Source organism: uncultured Maribacter sp., from assembly GCF_963974015.1.
In the GTDB taxonomy this organism is placed as follows: Bacteria; Bacteroidota; Bacteroidia; order Flavobacteriales; family Flavobacteriaceae; genus Maribacter.
Map to the genome: position 1 here is coordinate 41,418 of NZ_CAXBBZ010000010.1, position 15,960 is coordinate 57,377.

The window sequence follows — 15,960 nt, forward strand, 5'->3', positions numbered from 1 at the left end:
CACTTTAAGCTTCTTGGAGATTTAATTTTCGCTGGCGTTTTGCTTCAAAGATAAGTATTGCTGCAGATACTGAAACGTTCATAGAATCAATTTCACCCTCCATCGGTATAATAATATTCTGAGTAGAATTTTGCAGCCATTCATCACTCAGGCCAGAATTTTCAGTTCCAACTACAATAGCAGTTGGTCCTTTAAAATCTACCGTTGTATATTCTTTAGAGGAAGATAAAGCTGCACAGTAAACTTGAAATCCTTCTTTTTTTAAATAGGTGATTATTTCTGTAGTGCTCCCTATTTTAATATTTCTTGAAAAAACACAGCCAACACTAGAACGAATAATATTCGGGTTATATAAGTCTGTTTTAGGGTTGGCAATTAGTACCGCATCAAGATTGGCAGCATCAGCAGTTCGTAGTAATGCACCAATATTGCCTGGTTTTTCAGGAGCTTCTGCTATAAGAAGCAACGGGTTTTTATGGTTGAATTTTAATGAAGACAGTAAGTGGTCTTTACTTTTCACTATTGCCAATACACCTTCAGTTGTATCTCTGTAAGCCATTTTTTTGTAAACGTCGTTGCTGACCGAAATTAATTTTTCTGGGCTAAAAGACTTTAAAAAGCTATCGCTTTGGCTTTCATTAATAATGTCGGCACAATAGAAAACAGTATCTATTTCATAATCTGATCGGCTGGCAATTTGTAGTTCTATCAATCCTTCTAAAACAAATAGACCTGTTTTTTTTCGTTCCCTAGACTTTTCTTTTAATAATAGAACCCTTTTTATTAAAGGGTTTTGTAAGCTGCTTATGTGTTTTGTTGAATACATGATTTACAAAAGTAATCTAATCTGTTAATTGGAACTTAATTTTTCGATTGCCCTAAAAATATTCTGGGATTAATAGTTGTGACAAAAAAAATAGTATAATTAATTTGTTCTACACAATTCACGTTAAATAGTTTCTTAAAATATATCCTTTTCTATGGCAACTTAATATTTATAAGTAACTTGAATTTATCTAATATAAAAGAAAAATGAATGTACTTTTTTTTGGAATTGCCAAAGATATAGTGGGCAGTTCTCAAATTGCATTTTCCGATGAATTGAAAGAGCTTAATTCTGTAGCCGACTTAAAGGCCGAATTAATAAATTCTTATCCAGAACTTTCAAAATTAACTTCTTTCGCAGTGGCTGTAAATAGTGAATATGCAGAAGATGATGTATCTTTAACTGTGGGTGATGAAATAGCTATCATACCACCAGTAAGTGGAGGATAATGAGTGAAAAGATAATAGAAATAGTAGACAAAATAGATACGTCAATAATATTTGACGAGCTCTCTCACCCCAAAAGTGGTGGCATTTGTGTATTTGTTGGCACTGTTAGGGAATTTACCAAGGGTGAAGAAGTAGTTTCTTTGGAATTTGAGACATATAAGAAAATGGCTTTAAAGGAAATGGACAAAATTGCTGCCGATGCTGTTCTTAAATGGGATTTAAACAAAGTGATTATTCGTCATGCAGTTGGTTTAAAAGAGGTTGAGGTGCCTGTGGTGGTGGTTGGTGCTTCTTCTGCACATAGAGATGCTTGTTTTGAAGCTTGTAGGTATTTAATAGACACCCTTAAAAAAACTGTGCCAATTTGGAAAAAAGAACGTTTTGAGAACAAATCAGTTTGGGTATCGGCACATCCTTAGATTTAAATTCTTTTTTGAATTCTGGAGTCGAAAAAGCTTCCGTAAAATGTTAAACAAACTCAATAAACCTAAGATTTGGATAATCTCCAACTTTTAAGAAATGAATATTACATATGACCAAACAACTTTCGCATATAGATGAGGCAGGTAATGCAGCAATGGTGGATGTGTCAAATAAGCAAGCAACGGTACGAACTGCAGTTGCTTCAGGAAGAGTTATTTTTCCATCAGATGTTTTTGACACCTTGGCTTCTCAGGACTTTTTAGGCCATAAAGGCAGTATAATTCAAACGGCCGTTATTGCAGGAATTCAAGCGGTTAAAAAAACTGCTGAGTTAATTCCGCTTTGTCATCAACTCAATCTATCCAAAATACAAATAGATATTGCCCCAGTAAAAAATGCTTTGCAAATTACCTGCAAAGTAAAATGTAATGAGCAAACAGGGGTTGAAATGGAAGCCCTAACAGGAGTTTCTGTCAGTGCATTAACTATTTACGATATGTGTAAGGCCTTGTCGCATGATATCAAAATTTCTGAAATACAATTAGAAAAAAAAACAGGTGGTAAGAATGACTTCAATCGCTAAACTATACGGTCTCGTTTTATCTGGAGGTAAGAGTACTCGAATGGGTACAGACAAAGGGTTGATTGAATATCACGGCGTTCCTCAACGTGAATACTTGTACAATTTGCTAAGTCAAGTTTGTGAAGATACTTTTATTAGTCTGCGTGAAGAACAGCAAGCTGAACTACCGGTAACTATGAAAACGATTATTGATTTAAATGAATTTAAAGGTCCTTATAACGGACTTTTGTCAGCGCATAAAAAATATCCAGAAGTGGCTTGGTTGGTTTTAGCCTGTGATCTTCCTCTTATGGATTTAGACGCTTTAAAAGAATTGATTTCACAACGGGATAGCACAAAACAAGCGACAGCGTTCGCTTTAAAGGAGAATCCTCTACCAGAACCTTTATGTGCAATATGGGAACCACAAGCGTTACAACAATCTATTGAGTATTTAGAAAGTGGGAACGGTACTTGCCCAAGAAAATATCTAATCAATCATGATACAAAATTGGTGTTTCCGAAATATGAGAATGTTTTGTTGAATGCCAACTCTGAGGAGGATTATAAAGAGGCATTGGAAAAATTATCATAGGCATGAACAACGAGCGCTATTCCAGACAAACCATCCTTAAGGGCTTCGGCATCGAAGGTCAAAACGAACTAGCCAAAGCAAAAGTTTTGGTTGTTGGGGCCGGAGGGTTGGGTGTTCCAGTACTTACGTACTTGAACGCAATGGGTGTAGGTTTTATTGGAATAGTGGACAATGATGTGGTTTCGCTTACCAACTTACATCGTCAAGTATTATATTCGGAAAGTGACATAGGTAAATCGAAGGTAACTGCGGCGAAGGAGAAATTAAATGCACAAAACCCGAATACCGAGATTGTAGTTTTTAATGCAATTTTAACCACAAAAAATGCCCTTGGAATTATAGCGGAATATGATATTGTGGTCGATGCATCAGACAATTTCCCGACCCGTTATTTAGTGAACGATGCTTGCGTAATCCTTAAAAAGCCTTTTGTTTACGGTGCATTACATGGTTACGAAGGACAAGTAAGTGTTTTTAATTTTAAAGATGGACCAACCTACCGTTGTCTTTATCCCAATATGCCTAATGAAAATGAGGTTCCGAATTGTAATGAACATGGCGTACTGGGAATCATACCAGGTATCATAGGAAACCTGCAAGCCTTAGAAGCTATTAAAGTCCTCACTGGAATTGGGGAGGTGCTTTCGGGAAAACTGTTGATTTTTGATGGACTGCAACAATCTTATCAAAAAATAAAATTCAAATTACAGCCTGAAAATCTCAAAATCGAAAAGTTGCAAGATTTTTATGAGTGGAATGACCCTTGCGAAATTGTTCCAACGGTTGAAGCAAAAGAAATTCAACAACTGCTAGTTGATAAGGCACAAATTATTGATATACGTACGATTGAGGAATTTGAAAATTATCATCTACCAGATTCCGTACATATCCCTTTAAATGAATTAAAAGCTAATACCGGGAAAATTAACTTTTCACTCCCAGTGTATTTATTATGCCAATCTGGAAAACGAAGTGAGACCGCTTTAAAACAATTGCGCGAACAGCACCCGGAAAGTTCGCTTTTTAGTATTTTAGGAGGTCTAAACCAGTATTTGGCTATATGCTCCTAACCGTTACCGAATTTGTATTTTTAATGCTTGGCTTTTTGGTCATTGCAACGCTGTATTCTTCAGTAGGTTTTGGCGGTGGTTCTAGTTATTTGGCCTTATTGGCATTGGTTTTGACAAGTTTTTTTGCTATTAGAAGTACGGCTTTGATTTGCAATCTTATTGTTGTTTCTGGTAGTACTTATCTCTATTGGAAAAACGGACACTTAGATTTTAAAAAGTTTTTACCTTTCATAGTAGCAAGTATCCCTTTTGCCTTTTTAGGAGCGCGATTTCGATTATCTGAGCAAGTCTTCTTTGTTATTTTAGGAGGTGCGTTAATTATTTCTGCCTTGGCGTTGATATTCCAGACTTTGAAACTGAAGAAATCGGAAGAGGTAAATCCGAATTATTCGCCATATGTAACGTATTTGTTAGGAGCAGGAATTGGTCTACTGTCTGGATTGGTAGGAATAGGCGGAGGAATATTTTTAGCGCCTATTCTTAATCATATGAAGTGGGATAAATCAATCAAAATTGCGGCGTTGGCTAGCTTTTTTATTCTGGTGAATTCTATTTCAGGTATTGGTGGTTTATTGACAAAAGGAATGTTCGAACTTCCTTGGATAGAAGCTAGTGGACTAATTGTTGCCGTGTTTATAGGAGGACAAATTGGTATTCGTTTAAGCTTAAGCAAACTAACAGGAAACGGTATTAAAGTTGTTACCGCAATTTTGGTGTTGATTGTTGGGATTCGGGTTTTGTTAATTAATGGTTTGCAGTTGCAGTTTTGAAATCACCAAAATTTTTCAAGGATATTGTTCAAGTAAACCAAACTGCCATAGATGGTATTTAACATGCATGTAGTGGAACAACTCTACATCTTCATATGAAACTTCACCCATGAAAGATGCATAAGGTATATAATCTGGATTGTTATCTTGAAAAGCATAATATTTTTCAACTGACTTAGGAATGTTTGTAATAGCTTCTTCCAGTGATGCGTATTTCAATGGCGGTAAATCTGCTTTTGTTTTTTCACTTGGCCTGTGAACTAAAACAGAACCGCTTTGAATGAATTTCTGCATACCTAATTGCTGCTCGGTAGCTGGTTTTATTCTTTCCCCTTCAAATTTAGTCGTAGCGCTCCCTAATGCCATAATTAAATGTTCAACCATATGTTGAGGTGTCATGAGCCCGAAATTTGCTTTTGTGTTTAGATTTAAGTTGTTCAAAAGTTCAGGAAATGTGTTGGTAAGAAATTCTCTTTTAGTAATGGAGGTCATTTTTTGTTTCTATTAAAAATTGTTCGGTTTTGTTAGAGTTGGCCGAATTAATGAAAAGTTATTGATTATGGTTTAGTGACCACCTGGCTATTTTTCTTAGATTTCAAGAATCGATAAAAATATTGAAAGTTACCATTATACCAAATCGCAAATATAAATGCAACATACAGTATCCAATCGGGTAATAATAAAGCGGTAGCGAAATAGGTTTTTAAAACCAAAAAGGTTAATGCAAGTCCTGAAATACCTAAAGAAATATAGGTTCTCTTATCTTTTTTATTTAGCAAAATCATGGTGATAATTAAAAGCCCCATTATTGGTTTGGTGTGCAGTAATACGGGAACCAAGGTTGAATATTCAACATCAAAGAATAAGACCATAGCGCTCATATAAGCAGTCAAGCATAGCGGGCATTTGGGAATGAGAATCATTAAAATGGCGGAAAGAAAAGACATAGAGCCGCTTGCAGCTTCTGCTTTTTTAGCTGAAACAAATTTAGTTTTACAGCAAGTTGTCTTTATGGTTTCCATGCCAATAGTTTACCATTTTTTACGGTAAGGTACAAAAGGATAGACTTCATTCGCAAAAAAATGGCTTTTATTTTGCGGTAATATTAAAAAACCGTCCGTTTTTACAAGATTCGCAAAATCTCCTGAACCATTCCCCTTAATTGCTTCAGCTACTAATTTCCCATCTGGTTTACTTTCTAAAGTAGCTTCTAAGAAATAGACAAGATCAGGTTTAAACTCCACATCGTTTTTGAGTTGTACGTAAAGTGTTTCCGATACTATTCCTAGAGATTTATACAGCCAAAACTGTAAATACATATACACACAAACAAAAGAAGAAACTGGATTCCCAGGAAGGGCGAAAATTTTTTTACCATTAGTGTTGCTTCCAAACCAGAAAGGCTTCCCAGGGCGTTGTTGAATTTTATGAAAATGTTTTTTTACTTGTAGCTCTTCCAAAACATCGGGTAGGTAGTCGAACTTTCCTTTAGAAACACCACCTGTGAAAATAAAAAGGTCATATTCCTTCAATAATCGTGAAATGGTTGTCAACATTTCTTTTTTGTCGTCGGCAAGATGTTGAAGTTCAGATGAAATTCCCCATTCTTTTAATGTTGCTTGAATACCGTAAATATTTGACCTACGTATCTGATGTAATTTGGGAATATGATTTACAGGTACCAATTCATCCCCCGTCGAGAAAATAACCACTTTTGGCATTTTCCTGACGAACAAGGAACCTTTTCCTACTGCAGCGGCAATATTTATTTCGGCACTTGAAAGCTTCTTTCCTTTTTTGACAATTATGGTTCCTTGTGCAATATCTATTCCCTTGAAATGTACGTTCTGTTTGTGATTTAAGATGTCAAGATTAATTGTGGCTTGATCGTCTTCAATTGTAAGATCCTCATAGCGAATTACGGTATCAACATTATTCGGCATAATGGCACCAGTCATCACCTCTATACAATTTAATCTATTTAGTAACGATTGTTTTGGTGTTCCCGCAGCTGCTGTTGCTTCAACGGTGAACGTTCGTTGTCCCTTTGCAAAGGTTTCGTAGGCGATGGCGATTCCATCCATCGTAACCCGATCAAAAGGTGGGAAGTCACGGTCGGCGATTAAATCTTCAGCAAGATATGCTCCAATACAGTCTTCTAAATTTCTGTTTTCCGTAGAGAAATCACCTTTGTGTTCTTCTAAAATTGCAAGAGCTTTTTCGTAAGGGATAAAAACGTTTTCTATTTCCTGCATTGGGAGTATTCAATTTTTTTTAAAGTTGGTTTCTCTATTTCTCTTTGAAATTCTAAATTCCAAAGAGTTTTTGTTTATCCTCCGATACTGCTCATACTTTGCTTTGCTGCTGTAGGAGAAGTACGCATTTTTTCAGCTTCAAATCCGTCTTTTGGTTTCAAGCGAACGATTTCTCGGAATTTATTTGCCAGTTCTTCATCGGAAACACCTGAACGCATATAATCACGGATGTTAAAAACGCCATCATCATATAAGCAACTTTTAATTTCTCCTTTTGATGAAATCCGTAGGCGATTACATGTATTGCAAAAGGTTCTTGAAAAAGCGGCGATTACGCCAATATTTCCTTTATATCCAGGAACGGAAAGTAAACTTGCCGTATCACCATGTTTCCCTGGAAGTTTTTCCAATTCGTAATAATGGGCTTTTAAATCCGCATAAATATCACGGGCAGAATACATTTCTATATTTTTTTTGTAACCTCCGTTAAAAGGCATTTCTTCAATAAAACGAACATCTACTGGATGGTCCTTGGCCAATTCTGCCAAGGGAACAATATCTTGTGTATTGATACCTTTCATGATAACGGCATTAAGTTTGATTTTAAAGCCGTTGTCAACCAACATATGAAAGGTCTGCATCACTTTTTCAAAATCATCACGACGTGTGATTTTATGAAAACGATCCTTATCCAATGAATCAATACTTAAGTTAATTTTTGTGATTCCTAATTCCTTTAATTTCGGAATATTTTTTTGTAAAAGAGTGCCATTTGAAGTAATGTGAATAGATTTGTAATCATCTAAAGCTGCAGTATTCTCTAATAATTTCATGAAATCTTTCCGAAGAAATGGCTCTCCACCGGTAAACCGTACTTTTTGAAAACCCAGTCCACCCAATATTTTTAATAATCGAGTAATCTCCTCATAACTAAGTAAGTGTGCCTTAGGTTCATAGGGGATCCCTTCTGCTGGCATACAATAAAAGCATCGCAAATTACATCTGTCTGTTACTGCGATACGAACATAGTCTATAGTTCTGTCAAAGGAATCCTTCATAGCATTACTCGGGAATAAGAATAGTCAATATAGCTATTTTTCGATATATTAGGAGGGCTATTTAAGAAAGAAATAAGAACTGATACGAACATGAAAGAAATAAAATCGATTCTGCAGCTTTATAATTCATTTAAGAATTCAGGTGAAAAATGTGCAATTGCACAAGTAGTTCGCGTAGAAGAATCATCATATCGAAGAGAAGGTGCTAGAATGCTAGTTTTTGAATCGGGTGTATTCGAAGGTGGCATTAGTGGTGGATGTTTAGAGGGTGATGCCCTGAAACGCTCTCAAATCGCTATTTTGAAACAGGAACCATCAATAGTTACCTATGATACATCTAAGGAAAACGAAATAGGGGTGGGACTTGGCTGTAATGGAGTTATTGATGTCTTGATTTCACCAATTTCGGAAGACTCCTCTACTTTAAAAATGCTGCAGAAATGTGTATCGGACCGGGGTTTTCATATAATAGCTACTGTAACCGAACTAAATACTGAAATTGAGACTATTCCCTTAGGTAGAAGCTTTTATTATAATAAGGATTCTGCATCTTTAGAAGATTGCGAGCATGATGGATTGCGAAATTTTCTTCAAAATAAAATTCAAGACGTTCTAGAAAACCAAAAATCGATGACCTTTTATTTTGAGGAGGAAGGGGTTAAGGCTAGTGTTTTTATCGAAATGATTCCGCCACAATTTCACTTGGCAATTTATGGAGATAATTATGATGTTTACCCGTTACTGGAAATGGCCAAGTTGATGGATTGGGATGTGAGTTTGGTCGGCAATGTTCAAAAACTCAAAAAGGAAAAGCTACATTCTGTAAAAAACATATACCCAAAAGATATTGAAGAACGACCAGTAATCGATAATCGAACAGCTATCATTTTAATGGCCCATGACTATAAGACGGATTATGAAAATTTGCAAAAATTAATAAAAAGTGCGTCACCATATATCGCTTCTCTGGGTCCGAGGAAGCGTTTTGACAAAATGGTAACTGAATTTAAAACAAACGGAATCGAGTTTTCGAAGCAAGAATTGGAACGTATTTATGCTCCTTGTGGGTTAGAAATCGGCGCAAATACACCCGAAGAAATAGCTATGAGTTTGTTTAGCGAAATTTTAAGTGTTTTTTCTGGAAATACTGGGGGAATGCTACGGAACAAGGTTGGGCCAATTCATCAGCGTGGTTAAAGAGCTCTCCGCTCCCAAAGAATATTACTTTCCCGTTGCTTAGCAACCTCATTAGTTATAATTTCTATTGCTTTCTCAATATCAGTTGCCGTCGTATATCGTCCAATACTCAAGCGTAAAGAAGCATAGGCTAAACTACGTTCAACACCCATAGCGGTTAAAACATGGGAAGGTTCTACCGAGGCAGAATTACATGCTGATCCGTTTGAGACCGCAATTTGTCTACTAAGAGCCATTAGTAGATTGGCCCCATCCACATAAGGAAAAGAAATATGAACTGTATTTGGTAATCGCTGGGGAGTAGTACTATTCGATATTGCTAATTCAATTTTGAGCAACCCTTTTTCCAGTTTGTTTCGCAAAGTTTCCAAGCGTTCTATTTCTACCTTTAAATTATCATTGGCCAATGCAATAGCTTTTGAAAAACCAACTATTAAAGGCGTGTTAAGGGTGCCACCTCTTTGATTTTTTTGTTGACCTCCTCCTTGGATCAAACTAGGTAAACCATTTCCGTCCTCATTATCCTTTATAAATACCAATCCAATTCCTTTAGGACCATATACTTTATGAGCTGAAAAACACGCGTAATCAACTAACTTAAATACGTTGCTTAAATCTACTTTCCCTAAAGCTTGAGTAGTATCGGAAAATAGCAAACTTCCATTTTCATGGGTTAGTCTTGATATTTCATCTAAGGGTTGAATTGTACCAGTTTCATTGTTGGCGTATAAAATAGACACCAGAATGGTATCAGGGCGTAACACTTTGTTTAACATTTCTGAGGAAATCAATCCTTCGGAATCAACATCCAAATAAGTGACTTCAAAACCATCTTCATCCAAAAAAGCACACGTATCTAAAACAGCCTTATGTTCTGCTTTTGTTGTAATAATATGATTTCCTTTCGATTGCATTTTTCGAGCAATCCCTTTTAAAATCATATTAATGCTCTCTGTAGAGCCAGAAGTATATACTAAACTACTTGGAGAAACGCCTAAATTCTTGGCAATACTCAATGTTGCGTCTTCAACAGCACTTTTTGCTAACCAACCATAGGGGTGATGACTACTTGAGGGGTTTCCAAAATCCTGATAAAAATAAGGTAACATGCCATCTACCACTTCTTTAGAGCAAGGAGTGGTGGCGTTGTAGTCAAAATAGAGTGGGGAGTACATTTTTTCAGATTCGTAGATTTCTACTTTAAAGGTAAGGATTAAATAATTTTTTATGCTTACAAGATTCAGAATATTGGGATGAGTATTCGTTGAAGTTAATTTTTTATTAAATTAATAACACATGATCTATGTCATTGTTATTTTAATGTATTTAGGCTATATTTAATGTTTATTACGTAATTTAATTCCTAAAATATTATGATTCCAGCTAATTTCAATTATCACAAGGCTAATACTTTGAAAGAAGCTATTGCCTTGTCACAAGAGCTTGGCGAAGAAGCGAAATACATGTCTGGCGGACACAGTCTATTGCCGATGATGAAACTTCGTTTTGCCACTCCAGAACACATTATCGATATCAGTAAAATTAACGGGCTCTCTTATATTAAAGAGGAAGGTGACCTTTTGAAAATTGGGGCCTTGACTACTCAAAGCGAGTTGGAGCATAATGATTTACTGAAAAAATCATATCCAATATTTGGTGATGCGGTATGGTTAACTGCCGATCCTTCAGTTAGAAACTGTGGAACTATAGGTGGTAATATCGCTCATGGCGATGCAGCAAATGATCAACCTGCATTAATGTTAGCATTGCGAGCGACTATAATTGCTGAAGGTGTTGATGGAAATAAATCAATTTCAATCGATGATTTTTTTCATGGATTTTATATGACAGCTTTGGAGCCTGGTGATATATTGACTGAAATTCAAATTCCAAAAACAAAAAAGAATAGCGGTGGTGCATATCATAAGGTTGAACGCAAAGTTGGCGATTATGCAACAGCAGGTGTTGCTGTTAATATTGAACTAGACGACGATGGGGTATGCCAAGAAATAGGTATCGGACTTACTAATGTCAGCGCAGTGCCGATGCGATTGGAAAGAGGCGAGGAAATACTTCGCGGTAAAAAAATAACAGACGAGTTAATTGATCAGGTAGGTGTAATTGCAAGTGAAGATTGTGAACCAGAATCTGATTTGAGAGGTTCAGAAGCCTATAAGCGCTCGATAGTAAATACTATAACAAAACGAATGTTGAACAAGGCTTTGGAAAGGGCAAGAAAATAAAGAATTATGGCAAAACATAAAGTAACTATGACAATTAATGGAGAGAGTGTTACCGCCGAGGTAGATTCACGCTTGCTCTTGGTTCATTTTATTCGAGAAAATTTAGATATGACAGGTACGCATATTGGATGTGATACATCAAGTTGTGGTGCGTGTACTATTTTAATTGATGGTAAATCGGTCAAGTCGTGCACCTACTTAACTGTTCGAGCTGATGGTGCTGAAATTACAACGATAGAGGGTATTGCTGCAGATGGTACAAACCATCCGCTGCAAAAAGCATTTCATGATCAACATGGTCTGCATTGTGGCTTCTGTACTCCTGGAATGATAATGAGGTCAATAGATCTGTTGAAAACAAACCCGAACCCTACTGAAAAAGAAATACGTTGGGGTATTTCAGGAAATCTTTGTCGTTGTACCGGTTACAACAATATCGTAAAATCTGTGCAGCAAGCTGCGGCAGAAATGGCCAAAGAAAAAGAAGCTTCAGTCTAACCTCTAAATTAATTAACTATGTTTAAATGTAAAACATCACCAGAGGTTGGCGGAATGGGCCACTCTGTAAAACGAAAAGAAGATGCGAGATTTTTGCACGGCAAAGGTAAGTATACCGATGATGTGAAATTACCTGGCATGTTACATATGGTAATGGTGCGCAGTCCTTACGCCTATGCCAAAATCTTAAGTATCAATAAGGAAAAAGCTTTGGCCATTGATGGTGTTTTAGCTGTCATTACCGGAGAAGACCTAGCGCAATACAATTTGCATTGGATGCCTACATTATTATCAGATTCGCAAATGGTATTGCCAACTGATACGGTAATGCACCAATCGCAAGAAGTGTGTGCTGTTATTGCCACAGATAGATATATTGCTGTTGATGGAGCAGAAGCTGTAGATGTTCAATACGAGCCGATGAAGGCCATCGTTAATCCCTTTAAAGCACTGGATGAAGATGCACCTTTGTTACGCCCTGATAAGGAAGGGCAAAAAGATAATCACATTTACCATTGGGAACGCGGTGAAAGGGAAAAAACTGACGCAGCTATTGCCGCTGCTGACGTGGTTGTAAAGGAACGTATTCATCTACCAAGAATTCATGTTGCTTCTATAGAAACTTGTGGCGTAGTTGCCTCTTATGATAAGGATACTGAAAAAATGTTGATTTATTTGACATCTCAGGCACCACATGCTATTCGTACTATTTTAGCCTTGGTTGCAGGGCATGTTGGACTTTCTGAAGAAAAAATTCGAATTATCGCTCCAGACATTGGAGGTGGTTTTGGAGGAAAGGTGCCTGTATATCCTGGCTATGTAATAGCCATTGCAGCTTCTTTCTTAATAGGAAAACCAGTGAAATGGATTGAAGATCGTTCTGAGAACTTGGTCAATGGCTTTGCACGTGATTATCATATGGATTGTGAATTAGCCGCTACCAAAGATGGAAAAATTCAGGCCTTTAAAGTTTCGACCTTAGCGGATCATGGGTATACCGATTCTTCTGCGAATCCTTCTAAATATCCTACGGGAATGTTCTCTATCTGTACAGGTTCGTATGATTATGAACATGCTTTTGCAGAATTAGACGCGGTATATACAAACAAAGCACCAGGTGGTGTAGCCTATCGCTGCTCTTTTCGTGTAACGGAAGCTGTACATGCTATTGAGCGTATGGTTGATAAACTGGCTGCTGAAATAGGCAAAGATCCTGCTCAATTGCGTTTCGAAAACTTTATAAAGAAAGAGGATTTTCCATATGCTTCTCCCTTAGGATGGAGCTATGATAGTGGTGATTACAAACAAACGTTAGAAAAAGCCATGGATATGATCGGCTATGCAGATTATAAAAAGGAGCAAGCTGAAAAACGGGCTCAAGGAAAATTGATGGGCATTGGAATTTGCACTTTTACCGAAGTAGTAGGGGCAGGGCCTTCTAAAGATTTTGATATTTTAGGTATCAAGATGTTCGATAGTGCTGAAATACGTGTGCATCCTACAGGAAAGGTATTGGCACGTTTTGGTACCAAGTCACAAGGTCAAGGTCATGAAACTACTTATGCTCAGATTCTAGCGGAAGAATTGGGAATACCTTACACTGATATTGAAATTGACGAAGGAGATACCGATACCGCTCCTTATGGGTTAGGTACTTATGCTAGTAGAAGTACACCAACGGCTGGTGCGGCAGCAGCAATCGCAGCGCGTAAATTACGTGATAAAGGCAAGAAGATTGCCGCTCACTTGTTGGAAGTAAGCGAAGAGGATATTGAATGGGAAGTTGGCAAATATTTTGTAAAAGGTGCTCCTGAAAAGTCTAAAACGATTCAAGATGTGGCCTTTGCCGCGTACACGAATTTCCCTGAAGGAATGGAACCCGGATTTGAAGATACACATTACTATGACCCACCGAATTTAACGTTCCCCAATGGCGCTTACATATGTGTGGTTGAGGTAGAGGAAGAAACTGGTGCAATTGATGTGAAACGCTTTGTGGCTATCGATGACTGTGGAAATATTATTAATCCAATGATCGTAGAAGGTCAGATTCACGGCGGATTAACGCAAGGAATTGCCCCTGCTATGTATGAAGGCATCGTTTATGACGATGAAGGAAATGTGCTTAATGGAACACTTATGGATTATTTAGTGCCTACAGCAGTGGAATCACCGCATTGGGAAACAGGTCATACGATTACGCCATCACCTCACCATCCATTAGGTGCTAAAGGTGTTGCAGAATCACCAACGGTAGGTGCACCACCAGCAATAGCCAACGCGATTATCGATGCATTATATCCTTTAGGAATTAAGCATTTGGATATTCCTATTACTCCTGATAAGGTTTGGGATGCTATTCAATTAGCAAAAGCGAAAGCATAATATAGTGTTTGGTTAAAAGTTTCAAGCGCAAAGCATAAAGTTGTAATAAAGTGGCTCCTCCATTTAAATAATAGGAGGTGTCCAACTTTAGTTTAACTAAGGTTTTTAAAGCCCATGTCATTGGGCCAGCTTAAAAAGCCCTTTACTTGAATTAACTATGTAGTAAAAACAAACAGTTTCTCACTTTTGTGAGAATGAGATAAAATTGCACTAATATGAAAACACAATTAGATAAATCATTCGAAGTGCCACAAAGCACCGAATTAGTCTGGGAACACCTAATCGATCCAGAAAAAATAATGGACTGTGTACCTGGAGTCACCATAGATGAAAAGGTAGGTGAAAATCACTACAAGGGAAAAGTTGGTATGAAATTCGGTCCTATGGGAGTCAAATACGATGCCGACATCCATTATAATGAAATTGATAAGGAGAACCGAAAAATAATTATTACAGGTGAAGGTGTTGATTCTAAGGGTAACGGAAATGCCGAAATGATGATGACTATTGACCTTAGTGAACGTGCTGAAGGTGGGGTCAAGTTAGATGCCATTATGGACGTTACCGTAAACGGGAAAATAGCTCAATTTGGTTCTCGCTTAATTACAACGGTATCCAATCAGCTTTTTAAGCAGTTTGTTTCAAATTTCTCAAAGAAACTTGCCGAAGCCGAGGCAGCAGCATAGCTAGACAATTACATATAATAATAAAGCTATGTTGGAGACAGCGTAGCTTTTCTAAATTAAAGCTATTGAACAAAGACATCGAAAAACTTATAAGAGATTTTTATGAGCACGACTATATTCTAAACGAAGAACTGGCAACGTCTATTTTTCTTTTGAAAAATTTGGAGAAACCTTTATTATTAGAAGGTAACCCAGGTGTTGGAAAGACCATGTTGGCCAAAACTTTGGCCGAACATTTGGGCACAAATTTAATTCGTTTGCAATGTTATGAAGGTTTGGATGTAAGTACTACCATTTACGAATGGAATTACCAAAAGCAGCTTTTGCATATTAAGCTTTTTGAGCAGGATGAAGATAAGTTGGCGCTTCAAAATCAAATTTTCGGAATGGATTATGTACTTCAACGTCCATTGTTACAATCAATAAGTGCAGATAAACCTGTGGTACTCTTGATTGATGAAATTGATAGGGCCGATGAAGAATTTGAAGCATATCTGTTAGAATTACTTTCAGATTTTCAAATTAGTATTCCTGAATTGGGAACGATAGAAGCAAAATCAAAGCCTTTGGTGATTTTGACTTCAAATCGAACTCGAGAGCTCAGTGATGCTTTGCGACGACGTTGTTTATATCATTGGGTTGATTTTCCATCAAAGATGGGTGAGATTAATATCATTGCAAAAAAACTTCCGAATATCGATGAAGCATTGGCAACACAGGTGGTTACTTTTATTCATAATTTAAGAAAATCAAGTTTACAAAAACCACCGGGTATTGCAGAATCTTTAGATTGGGCAAAAACCTTGTTGTTGATGAATCAAAAGAATATTACTGATGAGATTGTGAAAACAACAATTGGTAGTGTTTTGAAACATAAGGATGATGTAGAGTTTGTGAGGAACAAGTCTGTGCAGGAATTTTTATACCCTATTGATTAGAATGC

General features: G+C 37.0%; 18 protein-coding genes. 12 read left to right on the top strand and 6 right to left on the bottom strand.

The annotated features are described in order from the left end of the window. Positions 1–4: 4 nt before the first annotated feature. Positions 5–826, bottom strand: a complete 822-nt coding sequence (locus AACZ41_RS13000) for an RNA methyltransferase (RefSeq protein WP_339628936.1) — start codon at positions 824–826, stop codon at positions 5–7. Positions 827–1,032: 206 nt separating this feature from the next. Between AACZ41_RS13000 and AACZ41_RS13005 the strand changes: the two genes are divergently transcribed. From AACZ41_RS13005 to AACZ41_RS13030, 6 genes are all read left to right on the top strand, one after another. Next, positions 1,033–1,275 carry a MoaD/ThiS family protein gene (locus tag AACZ41_RS13005; RefSeq protein WP_339628937.1) on the top strand — a complete coding sequence of 81 codons (243 nt, stop codon included), beginning with the start codon at positions 1,033–1,035 and terminating at the stop codon, positions 1,273–1,275. Next, complete coding sequence (locus AACZ41_RS13010; protein WP_339628938.1) at positions 1,275–1,694, top strand: molybdenum cofactor biosynthesis protein MoaE; 420 nt, start codon at positions 1,275–1,277, stop codon at positions 1,692–1,694. The genes AACZ41_RS13005 and AACZ41_RS13010 overlap by 1 nt, the downstream gene beginning before the upstream one ends. Positions 1,695–1,807: 113 nt before the next feature. Beyond that, entirely contained in the window at positions 1,808–2,281 is a 474-nt protein-coding gene (gene moaC, locus AACZ41_RS13015) for a cyclic pyranopterin monophosphate synthase MoaC (protein WP_339628939.1), read from the top strand. Further along, a complete protein-coding gene (locus AACZ41_RS13020; protein WP_339628940.1) occupies positions 2,265–2,855 on the top strand; it encodes a molybdenum cofactor guanylyltransferase in 591 nt (196 codons plus the stop codon). Before moaC ends, AACZ41_RS13020 begins: the two co-directional genes overlap by 17 nt. A gap of 2 nt (positions 2,856–2,857) precedes the next feature. Beyond that, a complete protein-coding gene (locus tag AACZ41_RS13025) occupies positions 2,858–3,925 on the top strand; it encodes a HesA/MoeB/ThiF family protein (protein WP_339628942.1) in 1,068 nt (355 codons plus the stop codon). Beyond that, positions 3,916–4,695, top strand: a complete 780-nt coding sequence (locus AACZ41_RS13030; protein ID WP_339628943.1) for a sulfite exporter TauE/SafE family protein — start codon at positions 3,916–3,918, stop codon at positions 4,693–4,695. The genes AACZ41_RS13025 and AACZ41_RS13030 overlap by 10 nt, the downstream gene beginning before the upstream one ends. Before the next feature lie 15 nt (positions 4,696–4,710). Here AACZ41_RS13030 and AACZ41_RS13035 read toward each other — a convergent pair whose 3' ends face one another. The 4 genes from AACZ41_RS13035 to moaA form a co-directional block, all read right to left on the bottom strand. Next, positions 4,711–5,187 (bottom strand): hypothetical protein, encoded by a 477-nt coding sequence (locus AACZ41_RS13035; RefSeq protein ID WP_339628944.1) that lies wholly within the window; start codon positions 5,185–5,187, stop codon positions 4,711–4,713. Between the two features lie 65 nt (positions 5,188–5,252). Next, positions 5,253–5,717: a hypothetical protein gene (locus AACZ41_RS13040; RefSeq protein WP_339628945.1), complete on the bottom strand. Its 465-nt coding sequence runs from the start codon at positions 5,715–5,717 to the stop codon at positions 5,253–5,255. A gap of 9 nt (positions 5,718–5,726) precedes the next feature. Continuing rightward, positions 5,727–6,950 carry a molybdopterin molybdotransferase MoeA gene (locus AACZ41_RS13045; RefSeq protein WP_339628947.1) on the bottom strand — a complete coding sequence of 408 codons (1,224 nt, stop codon included), beginning with the start codon at positions 6,948–6,950 and terminating at the stop codon, positions 5,727–5,729. 74 nt (positions 6,951–7,024) lie between these two features. Further along, complete coding sequence (gene moaA, locus AACZ41_RS13050) at positions 7,025–8,008, bottom strand: GTP 3',8-cyclase MoaA (protein ID WP_339628948.1); 984 nt, start codon at positions 8,006–8,008, stop codon at positions 7,025–7,027. Between the two features lie 90 nt (positions 8,009–8,098). Here moaA and AACZ41_RS13055 point away from each other — a divergent pair, with 90 nt between their 5' ends. Further along, a complete protein-coding gene (locus tag AACZ41_RS13055) occupies positions 8,099–9,205 on the top strand; it encodes an XdhC family protein (RefSeq protein WP_339628949.1) in 1,107 nt (368 codons plus the stop codon). Here AACZ41_RS13055 and AACZ41_RS13060 read toward each other — a convergent pair. Next, positions 9,202–10,380, bottom strand: a complete 1,179-nt coding sequence (locus AACZ41_RS13060; RefSeq protein ID WP_339628950.1) for a cysteine desulfurase family protein — start codon at positions 10,378–10,380, stop codon at positions 9,202–9,204. The genes AACZ41_RS13055 and AACZ41_RS13060 overlap by 4 nt on opposite strands. 198 nt (positions 10,381–10,578) lie before the next feature. Here AACZ41_RS13060 and AACZ41_RS13065 point away from each other — a divergent pair, with 198 nt between their 5' ends. The 5 genes from AACZ41_RS13065 (at position 10,579) to AACZ41_RS13085 (ending at position 15,955) form a co-directional block, all read left to right on the top strand. Then, positions 10,579–11,448, top strand: a complete 870-nt coding sequence (locus AACZ41_RS13065; protein ID WP_339628951.1) for a xanthine dehydrogenase family protein subunit M — start codon at positions 10,579–10,581, stop codon at positions 11,446–11,448. 6 nt (positions 11,449–11,454) lie between these two features. Further along, positions 11,455–11,946, top strand: a complete 492-nt coding sequence (locus AACZ41_RS13070; protein WP_339628953.1) for a (2Fe-2S)-binding protein — start codon at positions 11,455–11,457, stop codon at positions 11,944–11,946. A gap of 18 nt (positions 11,947–11,964) precedes the next feature. Beyond that, the gene (locus AACZ41_RS13075) at positions 11,965–14,331 is read left to right on the top strand and encodes an aerobic carbon-monoxide dehydrogenase large subunit (RefSeq protein WP_339628954.1); all 2,367 of its coding nucleotides are present in this window, start codon (positions 11,965–11,967) and stop codon (positions 14,329–14,331) included. A gap of 215 nt (positions 14,332–14,546) precedes the next feature. Beyond that, a complete protein-coding gene (locus AACZ41_RS13080; RefSeq protein ID WP_339628955.1) occupies positions 14,547–15,017 on the top strand; it encodes an SRPBCC family protein in 471 nt (156 codons plus the stop codon). 65 nt (positions 15,018–15,082) lie between these two features. After that, the gene (locus tag AACZ41_RS13085; protein ID WP_339628956.1) at positions 15,083–15,955 is read left to right on the top strand and encodes a MoxR family ATPase; all 873 of its coding nucleotides are present in this window, start codon (positions 15,083–15,085) and stop codon (positions 15,953–15,955) included. Positions 15,956–15,960: the final 5 nt, after the last annotated feature.

What these genes read in the sequence shown, in the direction of transcription:
- AACZ41_RS13000 (WP_339628936.1), bottom strand. Translation starts at nt 826, where the DNA reads ATGTATTCAACAAAACACATAAGCAGCTTACAAAACCCTTTAATAAAA.
- moaC (WP_339628939.1), top strand. Translation starts at nt 1,808, where the DNA reads ATGACCAAACAACTTTCGCATATAGATGAGGCAGGTAATGCAGCAATG.
- AACZ41_RS13070 (WP_339628953.1), top strand. Translation starts at nt 11,455, where the DNA reads ATGGCAAAACATAAAGTAACTATGACAATTAATGGAGAGAGTGTTACC.
- AACZ41_RS13035 (WP_339628944.1), bottom strand. Translation starts at nt 5,187, where the DNA reads ATGACCTCCATTACTAAAAGAGAATTTCTTACCAACACATTTCCTGAA.
- AACZ41_RS13005 (WP_339628937.1), top strand. Translation starts at nt 1,033, where the DNA reads ATGAATGTACTTTTTTTTGGAATTGCCAAAGATATAGTGGGCAGTTCT.
- AACZ41_RS13010 (WP_339628938.1), top strand. Translation starts at nt 1,275, where the DNA reads ATGAGTGAAAAGATAATAGAAATAGTAGACAAAATAGATACGTCAATA.
- AACZ41_RS13025 (WP_339628942.1), top strand. Translation starts at nt 2,858, where the DNA reads ATGAACAACGAGCGCTATTCCAGACAAACCATCCTTAAGGGCTTCGGC.
- AACZ41_RS13080 (WP_339628955.1), top strand. Translation starts at nt 14,547, where the DNA reads ATGAAAACACAATTAGATAAATCATTCGAAGTGCCACAAAGCACCGAA.
- AACZ41_RS13055 (WP_339628949.1), top strand. Translation starts at nt 8,099, where the DNA reads ATGAAAGAAATAAAATCGATTCTGCAGCTTTATAATTCATTTAAGAAT.
- moaA (WP_339628948.1), bottom strand. Translation starts at nt 8,008, where the DNA reads ATGAAGGATTCCTTTGACAGAACTATAGACTATGTTCGTATCGCAGTA.
- AACZ41_RS13020 (WP_339628940.1), top strand. Translation starts at nt 2,265, where the DNA reads ATGACTTCAATCGCTAAACTATACGGTCTCGTTTTATCTGGAGGTAAG.
- AACZ41_RS13075 (WP_339628954.1), top strand. Translation starts at nt 11,965, where the DNA reads ATGTTTAAATGTAAAACATCACCAGAGGTTGGCGGAATGGGCCACTCT.
- AACZ41_RS13060 (WP_339628950.1), bottom strand. Translation starts at nt 10,380, where the DNA reads ATGTACTCCCCACTCTATTTTGACTACAACGCCACCACTCCTTGCTCT.
- AACZ41_RS13040 (WP_339628945.1), bottom strand. Translation starts at nt 5,717, where the DNA reads ATGGAAACCATAAAGACAACTTGCTGTAAAACTAAATTTGTTTCAGCT.
- AACZ41_RS13065 (WP_339628951.1), top strand. Translation starts at nt 10,579, where the DNA reads ATGATTCCAGCTAATTTCAATTATCACAAGGCTAATACTTTGAAAGAA.
- AACZ41_RS13030 (WP_339628943.1), top strand. Translation starts at nt 3,916, where the DNA reads ATGCTCCTAACCGTTACCGAATTTGTATTTTTAATGCTTGGCTTTTTG.
- AACZ41_RS13045 (WP_339628947.1), bottom strand. Translation starts at nt 6,950, where the DNA reads ATGCAGGAAATAGAAAACGTTTTTATCCCTTACGAAAAAGCTCTTGCA.